This is a genomic window from Pseudoalteromonas sp. BSi20311, from assembly GCF_000239875.1.
Taxonomy (GTDB): Bacteria; Pseudomonadota; Gammaproteobacteria; order Enterobacterales; family Alteromonadaceae; genus Pseudoalteromonas.
Map to the genome: position 1 here is coordinate 1 of NZ_BADU01000097.1, position 17,721 is coordinate 17,721.

The 17,721-nt window shown below is 41.3% G+C and carries 21 protein-coding genes and 1 rRNA gene; 7 read left to right on the plus strand and 15 right to left on the minus strand.

Going from position 1 to position 17,721, the window contains the following annotated elements:
* Positions 1-95, minus strand: a 16S ribosomal RNA gene (locus P20311_RS11375); the annotation flags it as partial.
* A gap of 593 nt (positions 96-688) precedes the next feature.
* Between P20311_RS11375 and P20311_RS11380 the strand changes: the two genes are divergently transcribed.
* Positions 689-1,228 carry a gamma carbonic anhydrase family protein gene (locus P20311_RS11380; protein WP_008112903.1) on the plus strand — a complete coding sequence of 180 codons (540 nt, stop codon included), beginning with the start codon at positions 689-691 and terminating at the stop codon, positions 1,226-1,228.
* Between the two features lies 1 nt (position 1,229).
* On the opposite strand, the gene P20311_RS11385 is transcribed toward P20311_RS11380, so the two are convergent.
* Positions 1,230-1,484 (minus strand): DUF1488 domain-containing protein, encoded by a 255-nt coding sequence (locus P20311_RS11385; RefSeq protein ID WP_008112905.1) that lies wholly within the window; start codon positions 1,482-1,484, stop codon positions 1,230-1,232.
* Positions 1,481-2,305, minus strand: coding sequence for a shikimate dehydrogenase (gene aroE, locus P20311_RS11390; RefSeq protein ID WP_008112907.1), 825 nt, complete (start codon positions 2,303-2,305; stop codon positions 1,481-1,483). Before aroE ends, P20311_RS11385 begins: the two co-directional genes overlap by 4 nt.
* A 52-nt stretch (positions 2,306-2,357) precedes the next feature.
* Between aroE and P20311_RS11395 the strand changes: the two genes are divergently transcribed.
* On the plus strand, positions 2,358-2,795 hold the full coding sequence (locus P20311_RS11395; protein WP_036985113.1) for a group II truncated hemoglobin: 438 nt from the start codon (positions 2,358-2,360) through the stop codon (positions 2,793-2,795).
* A 102-nt stretch (positions 2,796-2,897) separates the two neighbouring features.
* Positions 2,898-4,502, plus strand: a complete 1,605-nt coding sequence (locus P20311_RS11400) for a methyl-accepting chemotaxis protein (protein WP_008112910.1) — start codon at positions 2,898-2,900, stop codon at positions 4,500-4,502.
* Between the two features lie 46 nt (positions 4,503-4,548).
* Here P20311_RS11400 and hemF read toward each other — a convergent pair whose 3' ends face one another.
* The 6 genes from hemF to P20311_RS11430 all read right to left on the minus strand — a co-directional run bounded on the left by hemF (position 4,549) and on the right by P20311_RS11430 (position 9,474).
* On the minus strand, positions 4,549-5,466 hold the full coding sequence (hemF, locus tag P20311_RS11405; protein WP_008112912.1) for an oxygen-dependent coproporphyrinogen oxidase: 918 nt from the start codon (positions 5,464-5,466) through the stop codon (positions 4,549-4,551).
* A 2-nt stretch (positions 5,467-5,468) separates the two neighbouring features.
* Positions 5,469-6,032, minus strand: coding sequence for an L-threonylcarbamoyladenylate synthase (locus P20311_RS11410; protein WP_008112915.1), 564 nt, complete (start codon positions 6,030-6,032; stop codon positions 5,469-5,471).
* Positions 6,033-6,055: 23 nt separating this feature from the next.
* Positions 6,056-6,631, minus strand: coding sequence for a type I DNA topoisomerase (locus tag P20311_RS11415; protein ID WP_008112917.1), 576 nt, complete (start codon positions 6,629-6,631; stop codon positions 6,056-6,058).
* A gap of 126 nt (positions 6,632-6,757) precedes the next feature.
* On the minus strand, positions 6,758-7,231 hold the full coding sequence (locus P20311_RS11420; protein ID WP_008112921.1) for a DUF494 family protein: 474 nt from the start codon (positions 7,229-7,231) through the stop codon (positions 6,758-6,760).
* A 1-nt stretch (position 7,232) separates the two neighbouring features.
* Positions 7,233-8,324 carry a DNA-processing protein DprA gene (dprA, locus tag P20311_RS11425; protein WP_008112923.1) on the minus strand — a complete coding sequence of 364 codons (1,092 nt, stop codon included), beginning with the start codon at positions 8,322-8,324 and terminating at the stop codon, positions 7,233-7,235.
* A 28-nt stretch (positions 8,325-8,352) separates the two neighbouring features.
* On the minus strand, positions 8,353-9,474 hold the full coding sequence (locus P20311_RS11430; protein WP_008112925.1) for a LysM peptidoglycan-binding domain-containing protein: 1,122 nt from the start codon (positions 9,472-9,474) through the stop codon (positions 8,353-8,355).
* Positions 9,475-9,593: 119 nt separating this feature from the next.
* Between P20311_RS11430 and def the strand changes: the two genes are divergently transcribed.
* The 4 genes from def (at position 9,594) to trkA (ending at position 13,825) form a co-directional block, all read left to right on the plus strand.
* A complete protein-coding gene (gene def / locus P20311_RS11435; protein ID WP_008112927.1) occupies positions 9,594-10,100 on the plus strand; it encodes a peptide deformylase in 507 nt (168 codons plus the stop codon).
* Positions 10,101-10,131: 31 nt separating this feature from the next.
* Positions 10,132-11,085, plus strand: a complete 954-nt coding sequence (fmt, locus tag P20311_RS11440) for a methionyl-tRNA formyltransferase (protein ID WP_008112930.1) — start codon at positions 10,132-10,134, stop codon at positions 11,083-11,085.
* Positions 11,078-12,373 carry a 16S rRNA (cytosine(967)-C(5))-methyltransferase RsmB gene (gene rsmB / locus P20311_RS11445; protein ID WP_008112932.1) on the plus strand — a complete coding sequence of 432 codons (1,296 nt, stop codon included), beginning with the start codon at positions 11,078-11,080 and terminating at the stop codon, positions 12,371-12,373. Before fmt ends, rsmB begins: the two co-directional genes overlap by 8 nt.
* Positions 12,374-12,448: 75 nt before the next feature.
* Positions 12,449-13,825 carry a Trk system potassium transporter TrkA gene (trkA, locus tag P20311_RS11450; RefSeq protein WP_008112933.1) on the plus strand — a complete coding sequence of 459 codons (1,377 nt, stop codon included), beginning with the start codon at positions 12,449-12,451 and terminating at the stop codon, positions 13,823-13,825.
* 85 nt (positions 13,826-13,910) lie between these two features.
* Here trkA and P20311_RS11455 read toward each other — a convergent pair whose 3' ends face one another.
* The 6 genes from P20311_RS11455 to P20311_RS11480 form a co-directional block, all read right to left on the minus strand.
* The gene (locus tag P20311_RS11455) at positions 13,911-14,126 is read right to left on the minus strand and encodes a calmodulin (protein WP_008112935.1); all 216 of its coding nucleotides are present in this window, start codon (positions 14,124-14,126) and stop codon (positions 13,911-13,913) included.
* A gap of 64 nt (positions 14,127-14,190) precedes the next feature.
* Entirely contained in the window at positions 14,191-14,403 is a 213-nt protein-coding gene (locus P20311_RS11460) for an EF-hand domain-containing protein (protein ID WP_008112937.1), read from the minus strand.
* A gap of 134 nt (positions 14,404-14,537) precedes the next feature.
* Positions 14,538-14,750, minus strand: coding sequence for an EF-hand domain-containing protein (locus P20311_RS11465; protein ID WP_008112939.1), 213 nt, complete (start codon positions 14,748-14,750; stop codon positions 14,538-14,540).
* A gap of 69 nt (positions 14,751-14,819) precedes the next feature.
* Positions 14,820-15,032, minus strand: coding sequence for an EF-hand domain-containing protein (locus tag P20311_RS11470; protein ID WP_008112941.1), 213 nt, complete (start codon positions 15,030-15,032; stop codon positions 14,820-14,822).
* A gap of 515 nt (positions 15,033-15,547) precedes the next feature.
* Positions 15,548-16,210 carry a flagellar brake protein gene (locus tag P20311_RS11475; protein WP_008112943.1) on the minus strand — a complete coding sequence of 221 codons (663 nt, stop codon included), beginning with the start codon at positions 16,208-16,210 and terminating at the stop codon, positions 15,548-15,550.
* 24 nt (positions 16,211-16,234) lie between these two features.
* A complete protein-coding gene (locus tag P20311_RS11480) occupies positions 16,235-17,686 on the minus strand; it encodes a TrkH family potassium uptake protein (RefSeq protein WP_008467072.1) in 1,452 nt (483 codons plus the stop codon).
* Between the last annotated feature and the right edge of the window lie 35 nt (positions 17,687-17,721).

Genomic DNA, 17,721 nt, shown 5'->3' on the forward strand with positions numbered 1-17,721 from the left:
GCAAAGTAGCAAGCTACCCTCTGTTACCGCTCGACTTGCATGTGTTAGGCCTGCCGCCAGCGTTCAATCTGAGCCATGATCAAACTCTTCAATTAAAAAGTTTTATGTCTTTCGACAGCTCAATGAATTCTGAATTTATTTAATATCTTTCGATATTGAATTGACTGTGCTGCAATTCTTTTTTTAAGTAAAACCTAAGTAAGTTATTGCTGTTGGTCACTCAGTTTCAATTGAGACTCTAAATTTGTTTGCCTCACTACCTAAGTAGCTTGGCTGTTAGAACTCAATCTGTACGAGTGCCCACACAGATGATTGCTTTATATTGTTAAAGAACGTTGCGACGCTGTCGCTAGGGATGCGTATAATACATCCTTTATTTTTCGAGTCAACACTTAATTTTAAACTTTCTTACGATGATTTAAACTCAAGTTTTATTTAACTCTCTGAGCAGTTCGTGCCTCGCTATGCGTTGGCGTTCCCCGTCTCAGTGGGGTCGCATTATAGGGAGAACAGATTTTTACGCAAGTACTTTTTTAAAGAAAAACTAAAAAAACACACTGTTCGGTTAGTATCTGAGCGAAAGCAGGTGAAACTGGTAGTTTTATAATCAATATAGGCTTTGCTGGCACTAAAATAAGCGCTACTGTTACACTAATACTCTTAATATGTTTAATTTAAAGGTGCATGTATGGCAATACGTTCTTATAAAGGAATCACTCCTGCGTTTAATGAATCTGTTTATGTAGACGAGTCGTCTGTATTAGTCGGTGATATCACTATAGGTGATGATAGCAGTGTATGGCCGTTAGTTGCTGCCCGCGGTGATGTTAACCATATTCGTATTGGTCAGCGTACTAATATACAAGATGGCAGCGTTTTACACTTATCAAGAGCAACAAAGAATAATCCAGACGGCTACCCACTTATTATTGGTGATGATGTAACCGTTGGTCATAAGGTAATGCTACATGGCTGCGTATTAGGTAATCGCATACTTGTGGGTATGGGCGCCATTATCATGGATAATGTGATTGTAGAAGATGAGGTAATTATTGGTGGCGGTGCTTTAGTGCCCCCTAATAAGCGTTTAGAGTCTGGTTTTTTATATGTAGGTAGCCCAGCAAAACAAGCTCGCCCATTAACAGAGCAAGAGCTGAGCTTTTTAAAAATGTCTGCTGATAATTACGTGCAGCTTAAAGATGAATACTTAGCTGAAGATGCTAGTTAATTTAATTAACTAAACTCACTTCTATTTGACCTGCCGAGTTATAGCATTCATCTTCGATAAGCTGCTCGGCACGTTCTTCATAATCAAAACGGTATTGCTCAAAATAACGCGTTGCATGACTCTCATCAGCTAAATTTAAACTACTGACAGCAATCACACACTCAACTAGCATGCCATTTACTTGTGCAAAAAAAACTAATTGATGAGTTGGCTCTCTAAATTCGAGTCGATCTATAAACTGTATTGCTTGATTCATTTAAGCACTCCCTGCTTTAGTGCAGTAATAACAGGAACAATCTCAGGCATTTTATTTCGCCATACATAATAAGCTTGTGCGGCTTGGCCTACTAGCATACCACTGCCATCTAATAGCTTAGCTGCTTTATTGTGTTCGCTGACCCAATTCATGAATAGCGTATTTTGCGTGGCGTAAAACATATCATAAGCCATTTCACATGTGCTTAAGTGCTTTTCGCTTAACGCAGGTAATTTGTTATTCATGCTGCTCGAAGTTGAGTTAATAACTAAATGATAATCAGTAAAAGGAAGGTCGTCAAAACCATACCCCGAAACATTGCCATGCCCAGTGAAGAGTTTTGCCAATGTTTGGGCTTTGTGTACTGTGCGATTAACAATAACTATCTCTGCAGGATGTTGCTCTAGTAAAGGTAAGATAACTCCTCGAGCAGCGCCACCCGCACCAATGATCAACAAGCGTTTACCTGTTATCGTTATTTTATTGGTCAGTAAGTCGTTAACAAAACCAGTGCCATCAGTGTTATCACCGAGTAAACTACCATCATCGCGCTTTTTAAGGGTGTTCACTGCACCTGCCAGTTTAGCAACTGGGGTGAGTTCATCGGCTAAAGCAAAAGCCTGCTCTTTAAAAGGAACAGTGACATTGGCGCCTTTTCCCCCTTGCTCAAAAAAAGCAGCGACTGTTTTTTCAAATCCATCGATAGGTGCTAATATTGCGCGATAGTCGATTTGCTCTCCCAATGATTTTGCAAACTGCTGATGAATAATGGGAGATTTTGAATGTTTGATTGGATTTCCAAAAACCGCATATTTGTCCATTTTAAACAACCTCTTCGCAGTTTTAGTACTGCCTATTAACGATGATAAACTTATGATTAAAAGACTCTTTTCAAGATCAAAGCCGTCTACAACTACGCAAGCACCTACGCCAGATAAAACCCCGTATGAAATCATTGGTGGAGAAGCCCCCACGCGTGCAATTGCTAATAGATTCTACGATATAATGGCCAGTGATGAATACGCTAAACCGTTATATGATATGCATCCTCAACCATTAGACAGAATTCGCCAAGTATTTTTTGAGTTTTTATCCGGTTGGCTTGGTGGGCCTGACCTATTTGTAGAAAAACACGGCCACCCGATGCTGCGTAAACGCCATATGCCGTTCCCTATTGATCAAGACTTACGTGATCAGTGGATGCATTGCATGAATAAGACCTTAGATATAGAAATAGATAACCCTGTGTTACGCGAAGGCTTACGTCAGTCACTGGCTCAGCTTGCCAGCCATATGATTAATCAGCATTAACCTTCCTCGTTCTTTAATTGGGGATTATTTGCGCTAAGTCAAAATCCGCTTTTCTAAAATATAGATAATACCCTATCAAATAATTAGAAAAGCGTGGCGCGTGTGAAATCAATCCAACATAAAATTTATGCTTTATTAGCTCTAACTGGCGTTATTGTATTAATAGCCAGTATTTTTAGTAGTGCTAGCCAGCAGCGCACGCTCGCCCAGGATACGGTGGCAGAAAACATTAAGCTGCTTGCCGATAATTATTTTGATTCAATAAACACCATGATGCTAACCGGTACTATGGCTAATCGAGAATTATTGAGCCAAAAGTTACGCAAACATCCTAATATAGAAGATGCTCATATTATTCGCTCAGATATAGTTAATAATCTGTATGGTTCCGGAAATAAAAACCAAACAGCAAGTAATAACAACGAACGCGAAGCACTAAAGGGTAAAGAAAGCTTATTTATAGAGCAAAACACCGATAGCCGCAGTATGACCTACCTACGTCCTATGTATGCTAGCACTGATTATAAAGGTACTAACTGTTTAGGCTGCCACCAAGCGCAAGAAGGCGATGTACTAGGCGTGGTAAAAATTAGTTATTCCTTAGCTGATATTGATAATGAGGTAACTTACAACACCTTAGTAACCACCAGCCTACTTTCTACTATTTTTATTATTGCCTTTGTGCTGCTAGGTATAGTGTTTAGAAAAATATTTATAGTGCGCCTTAAAAAGCTCGGCCATGCAATGCACTTAGCTACTACCAATAAAGATTTAACCTTACGCATTGAAGATAACGCCGAAGATGAACTCGGCTGGCTTGCCACCAGCTTTAACCAAATGATTGCTACGTTTAAAGATAACATTGCACAGGTATCTCACTCTTCAAAAGTGCTTATTCATTCAGCAGAGAAAATTTATACCTCGGCCGATACCACCGAACGCGCTATTTTAGAACAAAAGAAAAGTACCGACTCGGTAGCCGCAGCAATTAATGAACTAGAAAGCTCATCCAATGAAGTAAGAAACACCACTCATTTTGCTCAAGAAAAATCTGAGAACAGTAATGAACTAGCACAACAAAGCATGCAGGTTGCAGAGCAAACCGAACTCAGTATTAATCAGTTAGCAGAAGATGTACGCCAAGCGGCAGATCAAGTGAGACAACTGCAAGAGCAAACGCTTGAAGTGGGCAAAGTACTTGAGGTGATCAGCAGTATTGCTGAACAAACAAACCTATTAGCACTTAATGCTGCCATTGAAGCTGCCCGTGCAGGTGAAGCAGGCCGAGGGTTTGCCGTTGTTGCTGATGAAGTACGAACTTTAGCAACCCGAACTCATGCCTCTACCGATGAAATACGCCGTACTATAGATAAGTTGCAATCAGAAGCAGCGCAAACAGTTAAAACCATGGGTGAGTCCTGTGCAGAGGCAGACGAAAGAGCGCAACAAGTACAACAAGTTGCACAGGCTTTAAAAGATATTTCAGGGCAAATGAATGAAATAAATGAGCTAAATATACAAATAGCCGATGCAACAGAGCAGCAAAATCTAGCCGCCGAAGAAATAAATAGAAGCGTCGTTGGCATTAGCGATAATGCAGAGCAATCGTTAGTGGATGCAGATGAAAATCAAAAAGTCAGTGAAGAGTTACTCAATTTAGCTCGCTCGCTAGATGAGCAGGTACGCAGCTTTAAACTTAAGCAATAATTTTAAAAGCCAGTCAATCAGTAGTTTATTGACTGGCATATCATTCTTAGCCCAGTGCTAACCAATCTCGAGGCTTTAAGAAATCTTTATATAGCAATGCCTCTGCGCTGTCTTCGGCTGGGGTATAGTTATACTCCCAACGGGCTAAAGGTGGCATAGACATTAAAATAGATTCCGTACGGCCACCGCTTTGTAAACCAAACAATGTGCCACGATCCCAAACTAAATTAAACTCAACATAACGACCACGGCGATATAATTGGAAGTCGCGTTGTTGTTCGGTGTACTCATCGTTTTTACGACGTTCAATAATAGGAACATAAGCATCTAAAAAGCCATTCCCTACCGATTGCATAAATGCAAAGCTTTGCTCAAAACCTAACTCATTTAAATCGTCAAAAAATAAGCCGCCTACGCCGCGAGTTTCATCACGATGTTTTAAATAAAAGTATTCGTCACACCATTTTTTATATTTTGGATATACGTCATCGCCAAACGGCTGACACACATCGTGCGCAACTTGGTGCCAATGCACTACATCTTCAAGTACAGGGTAAAACGGGGTTAAATCAAAACCACCACCAAACCACCAAATCGGTTCTTCACCTTCTTTTTCGGCAATAAAAAAGCGTACATTGGCATGGCTTGTTGGTATATGTGGGTTTTTAGGGTGAATCACTAATGATACACCACACGCATGAAAACTGCGTCCGGCAAGCTCAGGTCTATGTGCAGTGGCAGAGCCCGGCATAGAGGCACCAAATACATGAGAGTAATTAACTCCCCCTTGCTCAATCACATTACCATTGGTGATAACGCGAGTACGACCACCGCCGCCCTCTTCTCGCTGCCAGCTGTCTTCAACAAATTGTGCTTTCCCATCTGCTGCTTCTAAGCCTTGGCAAATGGAATCTTGCAAAGCCATAAAGTAGGCTTTTACTTGTTTTAATAATTCGCTTTGCATAGTTAACCTCTGAATATATTGCCTGTCGTGGCATCTTTAATGGTACTTGGTTGAGTATTACCGCCTAATGGTTCATCAACATAAAAACTAACCTGCTCTGCAAACTGCTGCTGCGCTTCAACAATGCTTGTTACCGTTGCTTGGCCAGTTAAATTAGCACTTGTTGATACCAATGGTTTACCAAACTCTTGGCATAAGCGTTTAACTGTAGGATGGTTAGTTACTCTCACTGCAATAGTATCAAATTGCCCAGTTAACCACTTCGGCGTGGTTTTAGCAGCAGGCATAACCCAGGTAATAGCACCAGGCCAACTTGAAAAAATATCAGCGCGTTTGTCCATGGGCAACTTAGCGTCATCCACGTACTTTAATAATTGCCCGTAATTGTCAGCAATTAAAATAAGCCCTTTTTCAACTGGGCGTTGTTTAATATCAAGTAAACGTTCCACCGCCTGTTGATTGTCAGGATCGCAACCTAAACCATAAACAGCTTCGGTTGGGTATAAAATAACATCGCCGTTTTCTAAGCTTGTTATTGCAGCAGATAAAGAAGAAAGGTCAGACAAAATTGTCTCCAGAGATATTTACGTTATTCAGTGGCAGCAAACTTATGCATACAGCTTTTTTGTGGACATTGTAACACAGCGCCACTCGCGGTTTTTTTCTCAGTAACAACTGGCCAGTCACATACAGGACACGCGTGAGCTACAGGTTTATGATTAAGCGTATATTTACAGCTTGGGTAACAGTCGCAGGAATAAAATACTTTTCCGAACTTATTACTGCGTGAAACCAAGTGCCCCTTTTTACATTTAGGGCAACCAATCACAGGCTCTTCACTTGGGGTATCGTCATGCTCACTGGCAATATAATGACATTCAGGGTAACCGGTACAGCCAATAAACATACCGTAGCGGCCATTTTTCACCACCAGCGGCTTGCTACACTCTGGACACTCGCTGTCCTCAAGTATTTTGATTTCATTGCTATCATGATGAGCAAGCGGACGAATAAAATCGCACTTAGGGTAACTAGCGCAGCCCAAAAAAGGCCCAGATTTACTATTACGAATGACGAGTTCTGAACCACATTGCGGGCATATCTCATATTCTTTTTCTAGGGCGTGTTTATTAGCCGAAAAAAGTGAATGGTCGATTTTACTCATGTAAATCCTAGTGGTTGGTGAATTTTCGCCTAATATACCCAAAACCCTTAAAGATACAAGCTATGGCAGTCGGTTTGTTAACGCTGAAAATAATAAAACACGCAATAATGATTATTCGTTAACCTGTTAATGTAACACTTCACTGGGCTCATCAAAAATAAGATCTTCCATTTGCTCATACGCATGCTGAGAATCAGGGGCATTAAATAACACCATCAGAATTAACCATTTTAAATCTTCCAAAGTAATAGCTGAGTTATCAAGCGCCGCTAAACGGTCCATCACCATTTCACGAGTGGTGCTATTAATGACGCCAGTTTGTTCAACAAACATTAAAAAGCCACGGCATTGGGTATCGAGAACTTGGCACTCGCTCTCAGTAAAAATTCGCACTGCGTGCTGCTCTGTGGCCAATAAATAAGGAGATTCATTGCTATATTGTAATGCGGCAAGTTGATCTAGCCAGTCAATGGCTTTGTTAATTTCGGGTTTATTAAATCCAGCGCGGAGTAACTCATCGGTAAGCTTACTTTGCTCAACAAATACATCACTTTCGCTATGAACGTAGTTTTCGAATAAATACATGAGAATATCAAACATATTATCCTCCAGCGCTTAATTTAATATAGCCGTCTAATACTCGCTCTATTTGATCGTCTAACTCTAAATCAAGCAATCGCGCTTGTACTTTATCAATTGGCCACTGCACTCGACGCATAATGTCGTCCACACTGGTCACCTCAAAACCAATACTGTTAAGCACCTCGCATTCTGAGGGTGTTGTATTGGTTAACTCTTTATAGTTTAGACCAGAAGGGTATGAAAAGTTCATCTCATCAAGAATATCCGCGACGTTTTCCACCAGCTTAGCACCCTGCTTAATTAAAAAGTGACTGGCTTGTGCCAGCGGGTTCTTTATTGAACCGGGTACCGCAAAAACCTCTTTATTTTGTTCAAGCGCATAACGTACGGTAATTAATGAGCCACTTTTAATTTCGGCTTCCACTATCAGCACCCCAAATGATAGCCCTGAAATAATACGATTGCGTCGTGGAAAATTATGCGCATTGGCAGCCGTACCTGGCAAAAACTCACTCACCAATAAGCCCGTTGTTAATACTTGCTCGGTGAGCAACTTGTGTCGTTTAGGATAGTAAATATCAACGCCAGTACCTAACACGGCAATAGTTTTGCCATTTCCCGCTAATGCACCTTTGTGAGCTGCACCGTCAATGCCTCGCGCCATACCTGAGGTTACAGTTATGCCAGCAAGGTTTAACTGGTGTGCAAATTCAGCAGCAATTTCAAGCCCTGTGGTGGTTGCGTTTCGGCTGCCAACAATGGCAATTTGCGGCGAAGCTAGCAAGCTGGTATCCCCTTTACAAAAAAGTAATAACGGGGCACTGGCAATCTGCTTTAGATGTTCAGGATAAGTGTTGTCAAAAATACTAATAACAATAATGTTTTGTTGGCTGATCAACTGCTCATAATGTGCAACTTGCTGCCAGTTAGTGTTAAGTAAATTGCTAGCCTGGTGAGCCGTTAAACCAATGTTTACCAGCTCAGCGTGTGATAAAGAAAACAGCGATGCTAGGCTGTGTTGTTTAGACAGGGCTAAGAGCGTTTTAATCCCTAGCCCTTTGCATAAGTAAAAGGCAAGCCAATGATTTAGCTTGCCAGACGATTGTTCCATGTTCCCTCCTAGAACACCGACTCGCTACTTAATGAATAACTGCTAAATCTCCAATGCGAATTGGGTACTGATTTTTAGTGATTAGCGCATAACTAACTTTGTCATACACTTTAAAAATAATCATTTCACCAACTTTTTCTGCTGGCATTTTCCACGCAATGCTATCTTCATTGCTTTCTGAACCAAGTAACTCGTTGGTAGCCGATATTAATTTTTCCAAACGACTCGAGTCTTCGGTATAACGCGGACCTCTGGCACCATCAATAACCGTCGGTGACTGGCGTTCAATATCCAGCACATGACCTACCTCAACTTGCTGCTCTGAGCCTAAGTTTAGCACCACCACATCCATCGTGCTAAATTCTCTCACTTCACGGGGTGAAGCAATTACATGCCCCTGCAATGGCTGGGTAGGACGATGCATATTAAAATACACTGGCAGCATCTGCCCTACCATAGCCGGTAATAAAAAATCACCTTGTTTAATTTCGCGTTTAACTGATTCAACTCTTACTGATGCAGGTTCGCCATTAGCTGCATCACCTTCTCTAAAGGCACGGGCCATACCCACATAAGATGCTCTACTCGCAAGTTCTTCACCTGTTTTAGGGTCGGTGTAAGGCGCCCCTTTATGGTAAATAGCATAAGCCTGATGGCGCTTTAAATTACCTTTAACATATAAAATATGATCGATAGTTTGAGTTTTGGTATTTTCGTTTGCACCCAAGATATAAGGTTTTTCTTTTATCGAATCACTGTTTATCGCTTGTTCAAATGACAAATACGGTTTAATCACCGCAAGCGGTAAGGTAGTAATGGCATCTTTCCCTTTAGGGGTAATACGCCCCATGGGTGATAGTTTTCGATACGCTTTATTAATCACTAAACGCGGATTACCGTCCGTATCGTAAATTAATGCTAACGCATCACCCGGGTAAATAAGATGAGGGTTCTCTATTTGCGGGTTCATTTGCCATAACTCAGGCCACAGCCATGGCTCGTTCAAATATATAGCTGAGATATCCCAAAGCGTGTCACCTTTTTTTACAACGTATTGTTTAGGCGCGTCTTTTTTTATAGTTAGTATATCTGCTAGCACAGGAAAAGTAGCACCTAATGCAAGTATTATTGCAATTAATGGAGATTTCATTGAGCTTCCTCATAGTGTTTTTTCATTATTATTAACCAAAACCTGTTAAAGGGGAACGTGAATGGCTAAAATAAGAACATACGATACCCTAAATTTAAGCATAAGTGTAAAAGGTAACTATGGCTAGGTTAGAAGTTTTAAGATTTCCAGATGAACGTTTACGTACAATCGCAAAAGAAGTAACGGTTGTTGACGACCAAGTGCGTGAAATCGTCAAAGATATGCTAGAAACTATGTACGATGAAAATGGTATTGGGCTTGCTGCTACGCAAGTTGATATTCACCAACGCATTGTGGTGATCGATGTATCAGAAGAGCGCGATGAACCGCTGGTGCTTATCAATCCACAAATTATCAAAAAAGATGGCTCTACCGTGAGTGAAGAAGGCTGTTTATCAGTTCCTCATTCGTATGCAAAAGTTGATCGCGCAGAAACCGTCACCGTGGCTGCACTCAACGAAGAAGGTAAAGAGTTTATTCTTGATGCCGACGAGTTATTAGCGATTTGTATTCAGCATGAGCTTGATCACCTTCAAGGTAAATTATTTATTGATTATTTATCTCCATTAAAGCGCCAACGCATTCGTAAAAAGCTTGAAAAAGAAGCGAAGTTTGCAGCGCAATAATAAGCACCTTAGTAAATAATTAGGAAACTCAGTGACACAACCATTACGCATTATATTTGCCGGTACTCCGGACTTTGCTGCACGCCATCTGCAAGCACTCATTAATAGTGAACACCAAATTGTGGGTGTTTACAGTCAACCAGATCGTCCAGCGGGTCGCGGAAAAAAACTAAAAGCCAGTGAAGTAAAAGCGCTTGCACTAGAACATGACCTCCCTGTTTTTCAGCCGCAATCACTCAAAACAGACGAAGCACTTGAGGAATTAAACAGCCTCAATGCCGATATCATGATTGTGGTTGCCTACGGGTTAATTTTGCCAAAAGCCATTTTAGATGCCCCACGTCTAGGCTGTTTAAATGTACATGGTTCTATTTTACCACGCTGGCGTGGTGCAGCGCCGATTCAACGCGCTATTTGGGCAGGTGATCAGCAAACCGGTGTCACTATAATGCAAATGGATGAAGGGTTAGATACCGGCGATATGCTACATATTAGCCATTGGCCTATTGATAGCGCTGAAACCAGTGCAAGCTTATACACTAAGCTTGCTGAGCTTGGGCCTGATGCTCTCATAAATACTATAAATCGTTTGGCTAAAGGTGAAATAACCCCTGAACCACAAAACGATGCAGATGCTAATTACGCGAAAAAACTCTCTAAAGACGAGGCCAACATTGATTGGTCTATGGATGCCGAGCAAATTGAGCGTAACATTCGTGCCTTTAACCCATGGCCAGTATGCTTTACCCAAATGAGCGGTAACACGGTAAAAATATACCAAGCAAATGTTGTAGAGCAATCAGGCGCAGCTGGCACCGTACTAACAAGTGATAAGAACGGTATCGTTGTGGCTTGTGGTAAACACGCTTTATCTATTAGCGAATTACAACCACAAGGCAAAAAGCCAATGGCAATTAATGATTTTTTAAACGGTCGTAGCGACTGGGTTACACCTGGCACCGTATTAGGCGAAAATAATGAGTAATGTAAGTAATGTCAGAGCGCTAGCCGCTGAAACTTTATATAACGTGGTTGATAAAGGCGCATCGCTTAATCAAGAACTCCCTTTCGCTAGCCAAGGCCTATCACCTAAAGATAAAGCCTTACTGCAGCAAATTTGCTACGGAGTATTACGTTACTTACCTAGCCTAGAAAATTATTGCCAGCATTTAGTTGAGCAACCACTTAAAGGTAAGCGCCGTATTTTTCAGTTTTTGCTGTATGTGGGCATTTACCAACTACAACACATGCGTGTACCGCCACATGCTGCAATTAGCGAAACCGTTAATGCGTTACAACAATTACGCGCTCTTGGTCTAAAAGGGCTTATTAATGCCATTTTACGAAGCTTTCAGCGCCAACAACTTGAGCTTGAAGAAAAAGCCAAACAGATTCCAGTGTGTTTATATAACCACCCAAACTGGTTTATAAAGCAAGTAAAAGAAGCCTACCCAAATAACTGGGAAGACATACTAGAAGCAAACCAGCAGCAAGCACCAATGTGGCTGCGAGTGAATCAATCGCAGTTTAGCACCCAAGAATATAGCGAGATGCTAACTGCTAACGATATCGAACATACCCTAAACCCAGATTTTATTGATGGCATAAAGCTAAGTAAGCCTCGAGATGTGTTTTCACTTCCTGAGTTTGATACCGGCGCTTGTTCAGTACAAGATGCAGCAGCGCAGCTTGCAGCTCGCTATCTCGACCCACAAAATGGTGATGACATACTCGATGCCTGTGCAGCTCCTGGTGGTAAAACCTGCCATATTTTAGAGCTTGCCGATGCTGATGTACTTGCGCTTGATAGCGATGCCACACGCCTCGAGCGTGTTAAACAAAACTTAGAACGCATAGGTTTAGGCGCCGATTTACAATGTGGAGATGCATCGCAACCTCACACTTGGTGGGATGAAGAACAGTTTGATCGTATTTTGTTAGATGTACCCTGCTCTGCAACTGGCGTAATTCGTCGTCACCCAGATATTAAATGGTTACGTCGCGCATCTGACATTAACGACTTATCGACCCTACAGGGCGATATACTCGATAGCATTTGGCCATTATTAAAACCAGGCGGCACATTAGTGTATGCAACTTGCTCGGTACTTCCACAAGAAAACCAACAACAAGTTGCTAAATTTTTAGCTAATAACGACGATGTAGAACATATTCCTCTACACAGCGAAGACACTAAAGCCACACCAGGCTTGCAGTTATTACCAGGCGAAAGTGACGGTTTTTACTACGCTAAATTAGTTAAAAAAGCCTAGGCAACACATTTAGCTACTTCAATTTAGAGGTAGCTAATACTTTGATGTAATTAGTATTAATAATACGGGTACATAATGAAAATAATCATACTCGGTGCTGGGCAAGTTGGCGGCACACTCGCAGAAAACCTAGTGGGTGAACAAAACGAAATAACCGTAGTTGATATCGACGGTAACCGCTTGCGCGAACTGCAAGATAAATACGATTTACAAGGTGTTGCAGGCCACGGCGCCCACCCTGACGTGTTAAGTCGCGCAGGGGCTGAAGATGCCGATATGATTATTGCGGTGACCAGCTCAGATGAAGTTAACATGGTGGCATGCCAAGTTGCCTACAGTATTTTTAATACACCGACCAAAATAGCCCGTATTCGCTCTGAGCAGTATTTAAAATACCGCGAAAAACTCTTTCATAATGATGACTTACCTGTCGATCATTACATAGCCCCAGAAGCACTCGTTACTAAGTATATTCGCCGCCTAATAGACTACCCTGGCGCATTACAAGTACTGCAATTTGCCGATGGCATGCTCTCTTTAGTGGCGGTAAAAGCCTACTATGGCGGTTTATTGGTAGGCTATGCCCTATCTACACTTAAACAACATATTCCTAATGTTGAAACCCGGGTAGCTGCTATTTACCGTCAAGGCAAAGCAATAAAACCATTAGGCACCACAGTAATAGAAGCCGACGATGAAGTATTTTTTATTGCCGCTACTAAACACATTCGTGCGGTAATGAACGAGCTACAAAAACTGGAACGCTCGTACAAAAAAATTATGATAGCCGGTGGGGGTAACATTGGTGCTGGCCTTGCCCGTTCACTAGAAAGAAACCACAGCGTTAAATTATTAGAACGCAGTAAAGAACGCGCAGAGCAACTCTCTGAAATGCTCGACAACACCGTGGTATTTTGTGGTGATGCGTCCGATCAGGAGCTGCTCTCAGAAGAACACATAGAACAGGTTGATGTGTTCATTGCCGTTACCAACGACGATGAAGTAAATATAATGTCGGCCATGCTAGCAAAACGCATGGGGGCACAAAAAACCATGGTGCTTATTCAACGAGGTGCTTACGTTGATTTAGTGCAAGGCGGTGAAATTGATATTGCCATTTCACCACAACAAGCGACTATTTCTGCGTTACTTACACACGTGCGCCGTGGTGATATTGTAAACGTGTACTCATTGCGTAAAGGGGCTGCAGAAGCCATAGAAGCAGTGGCCCATGGTGATGAAAATACATCTAAAGTAGTGGGTCGCGCGATTGCTGATATTAAATTGCCAGCAGGCACCACAATAGGTGCAATTGTACGTAATGACGATGTACTGATTGCCCACGATGACACGATAATTCTATCAGGCGATCATGTAATTATGTTCTTAATTGATAAGAAGCACATTAACGTGGTTGAAAAGTTATTCCAAGTTAGCGCAATTTTTCTATAATTAAACTGCTTGAGTTAAGTAATCAACAAGCACAAAAAAGCCGCTGACTATTAAGCGGCTTTAGTGGAGTATGATGGGGTAATACTTATTGTACTTTTGCAAACTCTTCTTTAGAAAGCTCACCATTTCCGTCAGTATCTAAGTCATCAAAAATATTCATGAGTTGTTTATTTGCAGCCGCTTCCTGCTGGCTAATTACACCGTCACCATTACTATCAAAAGAGGCAAAGTCTACTGCTGCGTATGCCGCTGATGATGAAGCTAATACTAAAATCGCTAGCGTTGTATTTAATGCTTTCATAATAAGTCTCCTTAAAGAGGGAAATCCTTTTCTGAGATCCCTGTGCAATGAAAAAAGTTAAAAATTAAAAGTTTGCAAACTCAGCTTTAGAAAGCTCACCATTGCCGTCAGTATCAAGCTCAGTAAATGCGGCGGTTAAATCAGCGTTTACAGCAGCTTCGCTTTGACTAATAACCCCATTACCGTCGGCATCAAGTGTGTCAAAGTCGCTAGCGGCAAAGGCTGCTGATGAAGAAGCTAGCGCGATAAGTGCGAATGTTTTGTGTAATGTTTTCATAATTTAATCCTTCAAAATGTAATGCTTTGTGCTATTGGAAATGTCAGGCTATTACCGTCCTTGTCATTCTTTTTCATAGGCTCCCTTGCCTACTTAGGTTGTCTTTGGCAACTCAGAATATGCCTAGCCTTAGCTTATGCTTTAGAAAATTCTGCTTTTGATAGCTCACCGTTTTGGTCTGTATCAAGCTCTGAGAACATGCTCATTAGCTTTGCATCAACTGATGCTTCACTTTGGCTAATAGCGCCGTTACCGTCGGTATCAAGCGTGTCGAAGTCGCTGGCTGCGAAGGCAGCTGATGAAGAAGCCAATGCGATAAGTGCGAATGTTTTGTGTAATGTTTTCATAATGAGTATTCCTTAAAATCGTTTAAATAATGTGGGAGGTTAAGCTCCCAAAACGTTAATTGCTTAAGATTATGCTTTAGAAAATTCTTCTTTTGATAACTCACCGTTTTGGTCAGTATCAAGCTCAGAAAACATGCTCATTAGCTTTGCATCTACTGATGCTTCGCTTTGACTGATTGCGCCGTTGCCGTCAACGTCTAGCGTGTCAAAGTCGCTTGCTGCAAAAGCCGCTGATGAAGAAGCTAATGCGATAAGTGCTAAAGTTTTATTAATGCTTTTCATAATCAATCTTCCTTCAAAGTTTATGTTTTATGCGATTAAGTGTTTTACTTTAAATCACGTTTCGTTCAATACAGCCTGACTATTACAACTTCGATGCCAACAATATAAAAACCATAATTTTCAATAAATTAACCTGTACCTAGCTGAAAATGGCGCTATTCAACTCGTTATTTTGTTGCTTTTTAGCAACAGTAGATGAGGCAATAAAATTAAAACATTAAAAATCAGCGAGTTGAGTTTAAGGAAAACACCACACAGTCGATTAGCAACCGCTAAAAAAGAGGGTTAATTAAACAAAAAGGAAGGTGAGTTGAGATTTATTTTGTTATAAATAAAAAACTACAATTAAAAAATAGATTTAAGTTACTGTTTTTAAATAGTTTAAAAAATAAATTTTACATAGCGTTTAAAACAAACAGCCGCACAAGGCTATTTGTTGCAAAATGACGAAATCATGAAATCGCAGGAGCCTGCTGATATTTATATTAGAAGCTTGTTCAACTTGATAACAGACCCTAAGCTATTTCAACTTCAAGCGCGCTTGGGTCAATGAAATGATCCCCCATTAGTGTTTTCATTTGCTCTTCACTGGCAAATAATCGAATTCCGCAACAGATACCGTTAGCATGTTTTTTTACACTGCAGATTTGTCCCTCATGCTGAGTATCGCCATCAAATACAACCGTACAGCGCATATCTTTTAGCTCATCGAGTTCTTGAGTAGTTTTAATATCAAACATAACACCGGTGAGAGAAATGTCTTTTATCACCCCTTCAAAGGGCGGTTGCTCTTCGGTTAATTTTAACTTAGCAGGAAACAATGTGGGTATGCGTGCTTGTGAGCGAAGCGCAAACAACTGTACTTGTGAAGGGTATTGAATAAACAATAATTTAGCTGGATGAGAGGCTACAGACATAAGTTGCTGACGAAACGCAATGATGTGCCCACCACTGCCCTCTATAAGCGCTCTTACTACCACCATAACCCCATCTCGCAAGTAATCACTTGCCATGGGGAGCCGCTTAGCGCTGGGATAGTTTAAAATAATAAATTTGTTTTCTAATAAACCAATAAACTCCGTTTTTACACGTCGGCTACTGGTTGGCGTGAGTATTTCTACATCGACTATGCCACCTGTGACGATTTGGTTTAACTTTTCCAAATTGGTTTTTTGCATAGTTCCTTCCTAATATTTAAAACCTTATCCACGCCAAAATGTTGGGGTAAATAGCACTAATAATGTAAATATCTCTAACCGGCCGAATACCATAGCTACTGTTAATATCCATTTAGCGGCATCGCTAATAGCACCATAATGAGAGGCTACGTCACCCAAACCTGGGCCCAAGTTATTAAGGCAGGCTGCTGTCGCAGAGAATGCGGTAATGTTGTCTAACCCTGTGCCCATTAACGCTAACATTATAATAATAAAGACTAGTGCATAAGCTGAGAAAAAGCCCCATACCGCTTCAACTACTTTGTCAGGTAAGGCTTTACGCCCGAGTTTTATTGAATATATAGCTCGGGGATGGACTAAGCGGTTAAGCTCGCGCACCCCTTGCAAGTACAACAAAAACACACGAACAACTTTCATACCACCACCGGTAGAACCCGCACAGCCGCCAATAAAGCTCGAAAAAATAAGTAAAATAGGTAAAAACAACGGCCAAGCTGAAAAGTTATCTGTGGCAAACCCTGCAGTACTACTAATAGACACCGCTTGAAACAACGCCTGATCGAGAGTTTCATCACCATTTGCATAAACATCATGAGACGAAAGCACAGTAAAGCAAATTACCACCAGCGCTAACTGAATACACAAGAATACTTTAAATTCAGGGTCGCGAATGTACACACTAATATTACGACTCGCTACAGCGGCATAATGTAGTGAAAAGTTAATGGCGGCTATAATTAAAAAGAACACACAAATAAAGTTAATTACAGGGCTATCAAAATGCCCCATAGACGCGTCATAAGTAGAAAAACCACCAATAGCAACCGTAGAAAAGGCATGGCATATGGCGTCAAACCAGTTCATGCCAGCGCTCCAATACGCCAAGGTACACGCAAGTGTAATAGATACGTAAATATACCAAAGGTGTTTAGCGGTGTCGGCTATACGCGGGGTCATTTTGGAGTCTTTTACTGGGCCTGGAATTTCAGCGCGATACAACTGCATCCCACCCACGCCAAGCATTGGCAGTATGGCTACTGCTAATACAATGATCCCCATTCCACCAAACCACTGTAATTGTTGGCGATAAAATAATACCGATTTAGGCAAGTACTCAATGCCAGTTAATACGGTCGCCCCTGTGGTAGTTAAGCCTGAGAAAGCTTCAAACACCGCATCGGCCAAAGAGAGGTTGGGTTCTTGTAAAAATATCAGCGGTAATGATGCAAATGCCCCTAGCACCAGCCAAAACAAAACCACTATTAAAAAGCCTTCCCGTGCTTTTAAATCACCATGCTCATGCCTATTTGGGTAGTAAGCCATTAAGCCAATAATAACGCTAAATATAAAGGCTAAAACAAACGGCACCCCCCCACCATCTTTATAAATTAAAGACACGAGTGCTGGTGGCACCATTGTAATACTAAATAGCGCGACCAGTTGGCCAAGAATTTTTATGATGGTACGAAATTGCATTGAGCGTATCGCTTTTTTATTAGTAAATTAAAATA

Bases quoted from the DNA above. Each gene is read 5' to 3' on its own strand.
- P20311_RS11380 (WP_008112903.1), top strand. From the start codon at position 689: ATGGCAATACGTTCTTATAAAGGAATCACTCCTGCGTTTAATGAATCT.
- P20311_RS11385 (WP_008112905.1), bottom strand. From the start codon at position 1,484: ATGAATCAAGCAATACAGTTTATAGATCGACTCGAATTTAGAGAGCCA.
- aroE (WP_008112907.1), bottom strand. From the start codon at position 2,305: ATGGACAAATATGCGGTTTTTGGAAATCCAATCAAACATTCAAAATCT.
- P20311_RS11395 (WP_036985113.1), top strand. From the start codon at position 2,358: ATGATTAAAAGACTCTTTTCAAGATCAAAGCCGTCTACAACTACGCAA.
- hemF (WP_008112912.1), bottom strand. From the start codon at position 5,466: ATGCAAAGCGAATTATTAAAACAAGTAAAAGCCTACTTTATGGCTTTG.
- P20311_RS11415 (WP_008112917.1), bottom strand. From the start codon at position 6,631: ATGAGTAAAATCGACCATTCACTTTTTTCGGCTAATAAACACGCCCTA.
- P20311_RS11420 (WP_008112921.1), bottom strand. From the start codon at position 7,231: ATGTTTGATATTCTCATGTATTTATTCGAAAACTACGTTCATAGCGAA.
- dprA (WP_008112923.1), bottom strand. From the start codon at position 8,324: ATGGAACAATCGTCTGGCAAGCTAAATCATTGGCTTGCCTTTTACTTA.
- P20311_RS11430 (WP_008112925.1), bottom strand. From the start codon at position 9,474: ATGAAATCTCCATTAATTGCAATAATACTTGCATTAGGTGCTACTTTT.
- def (WP_008112927.1), top strand. From the start codon at position 9,594: ATGGCTAGGTTAGAAGTTTTAAGATTTCCAGATGAACGTTTACGTACA.
- rsmB (WP_008112932.1), top strand. From the start codon at position 11,078: ATGAGTAATGTAAGTAATGTCAGAGCGCTAGCCGCTGAAACTTTATAT.
- trkA (WP_008112933.1), top strand. From the start codon at position 12,449: ATGAAAATAATCATACTCGGTGCTGGGCAAGTTGGCGGCACACTCGCA.
- P20311_RS11455 (WP_008112935.1), bottom strand. From the start codon at position 14,126: ATGAAAGCATTAAATACAACGCTAGCGATTTTAGTATTAGCTTCATCA.
- P20311_RS11460 (WP_008112937.1), bottom strand. From the start codon at position 14,403: ATGAAAACATTACACAAAACATTCGCACTTATCGCGCTAGCTTCTTCA.
- P20311_RS11465 (WP_008112939.1), bottom strand. From the start codon at position 14,750: ATGAAAACATTACACAAAACATTCGCACTTATCGCATTGGCTTCTTCA.
- P20311_RS11470 (WP_008112941.1), bottom strand. From the start codon at position 15,032: ATGAAAAGCATTAATAAAACTTTAGCACTTATCGCATTAGCTTCTTCA.
- P20311_RS11475 (WP_008112943.1), bottom strand. From the start codon at position 16,210: ATGCAAAAAACCAATTTGGAAAAGTTAAACCAAATCGTCACAGGTGGC.
- P20311_RS11480 (WP_008467072.1), bottom strand. From the start codon at position 17,686: ATGCAATTTCGTACCATCATAAAAATTCTTGGCCAACTGGTCGCGCTA.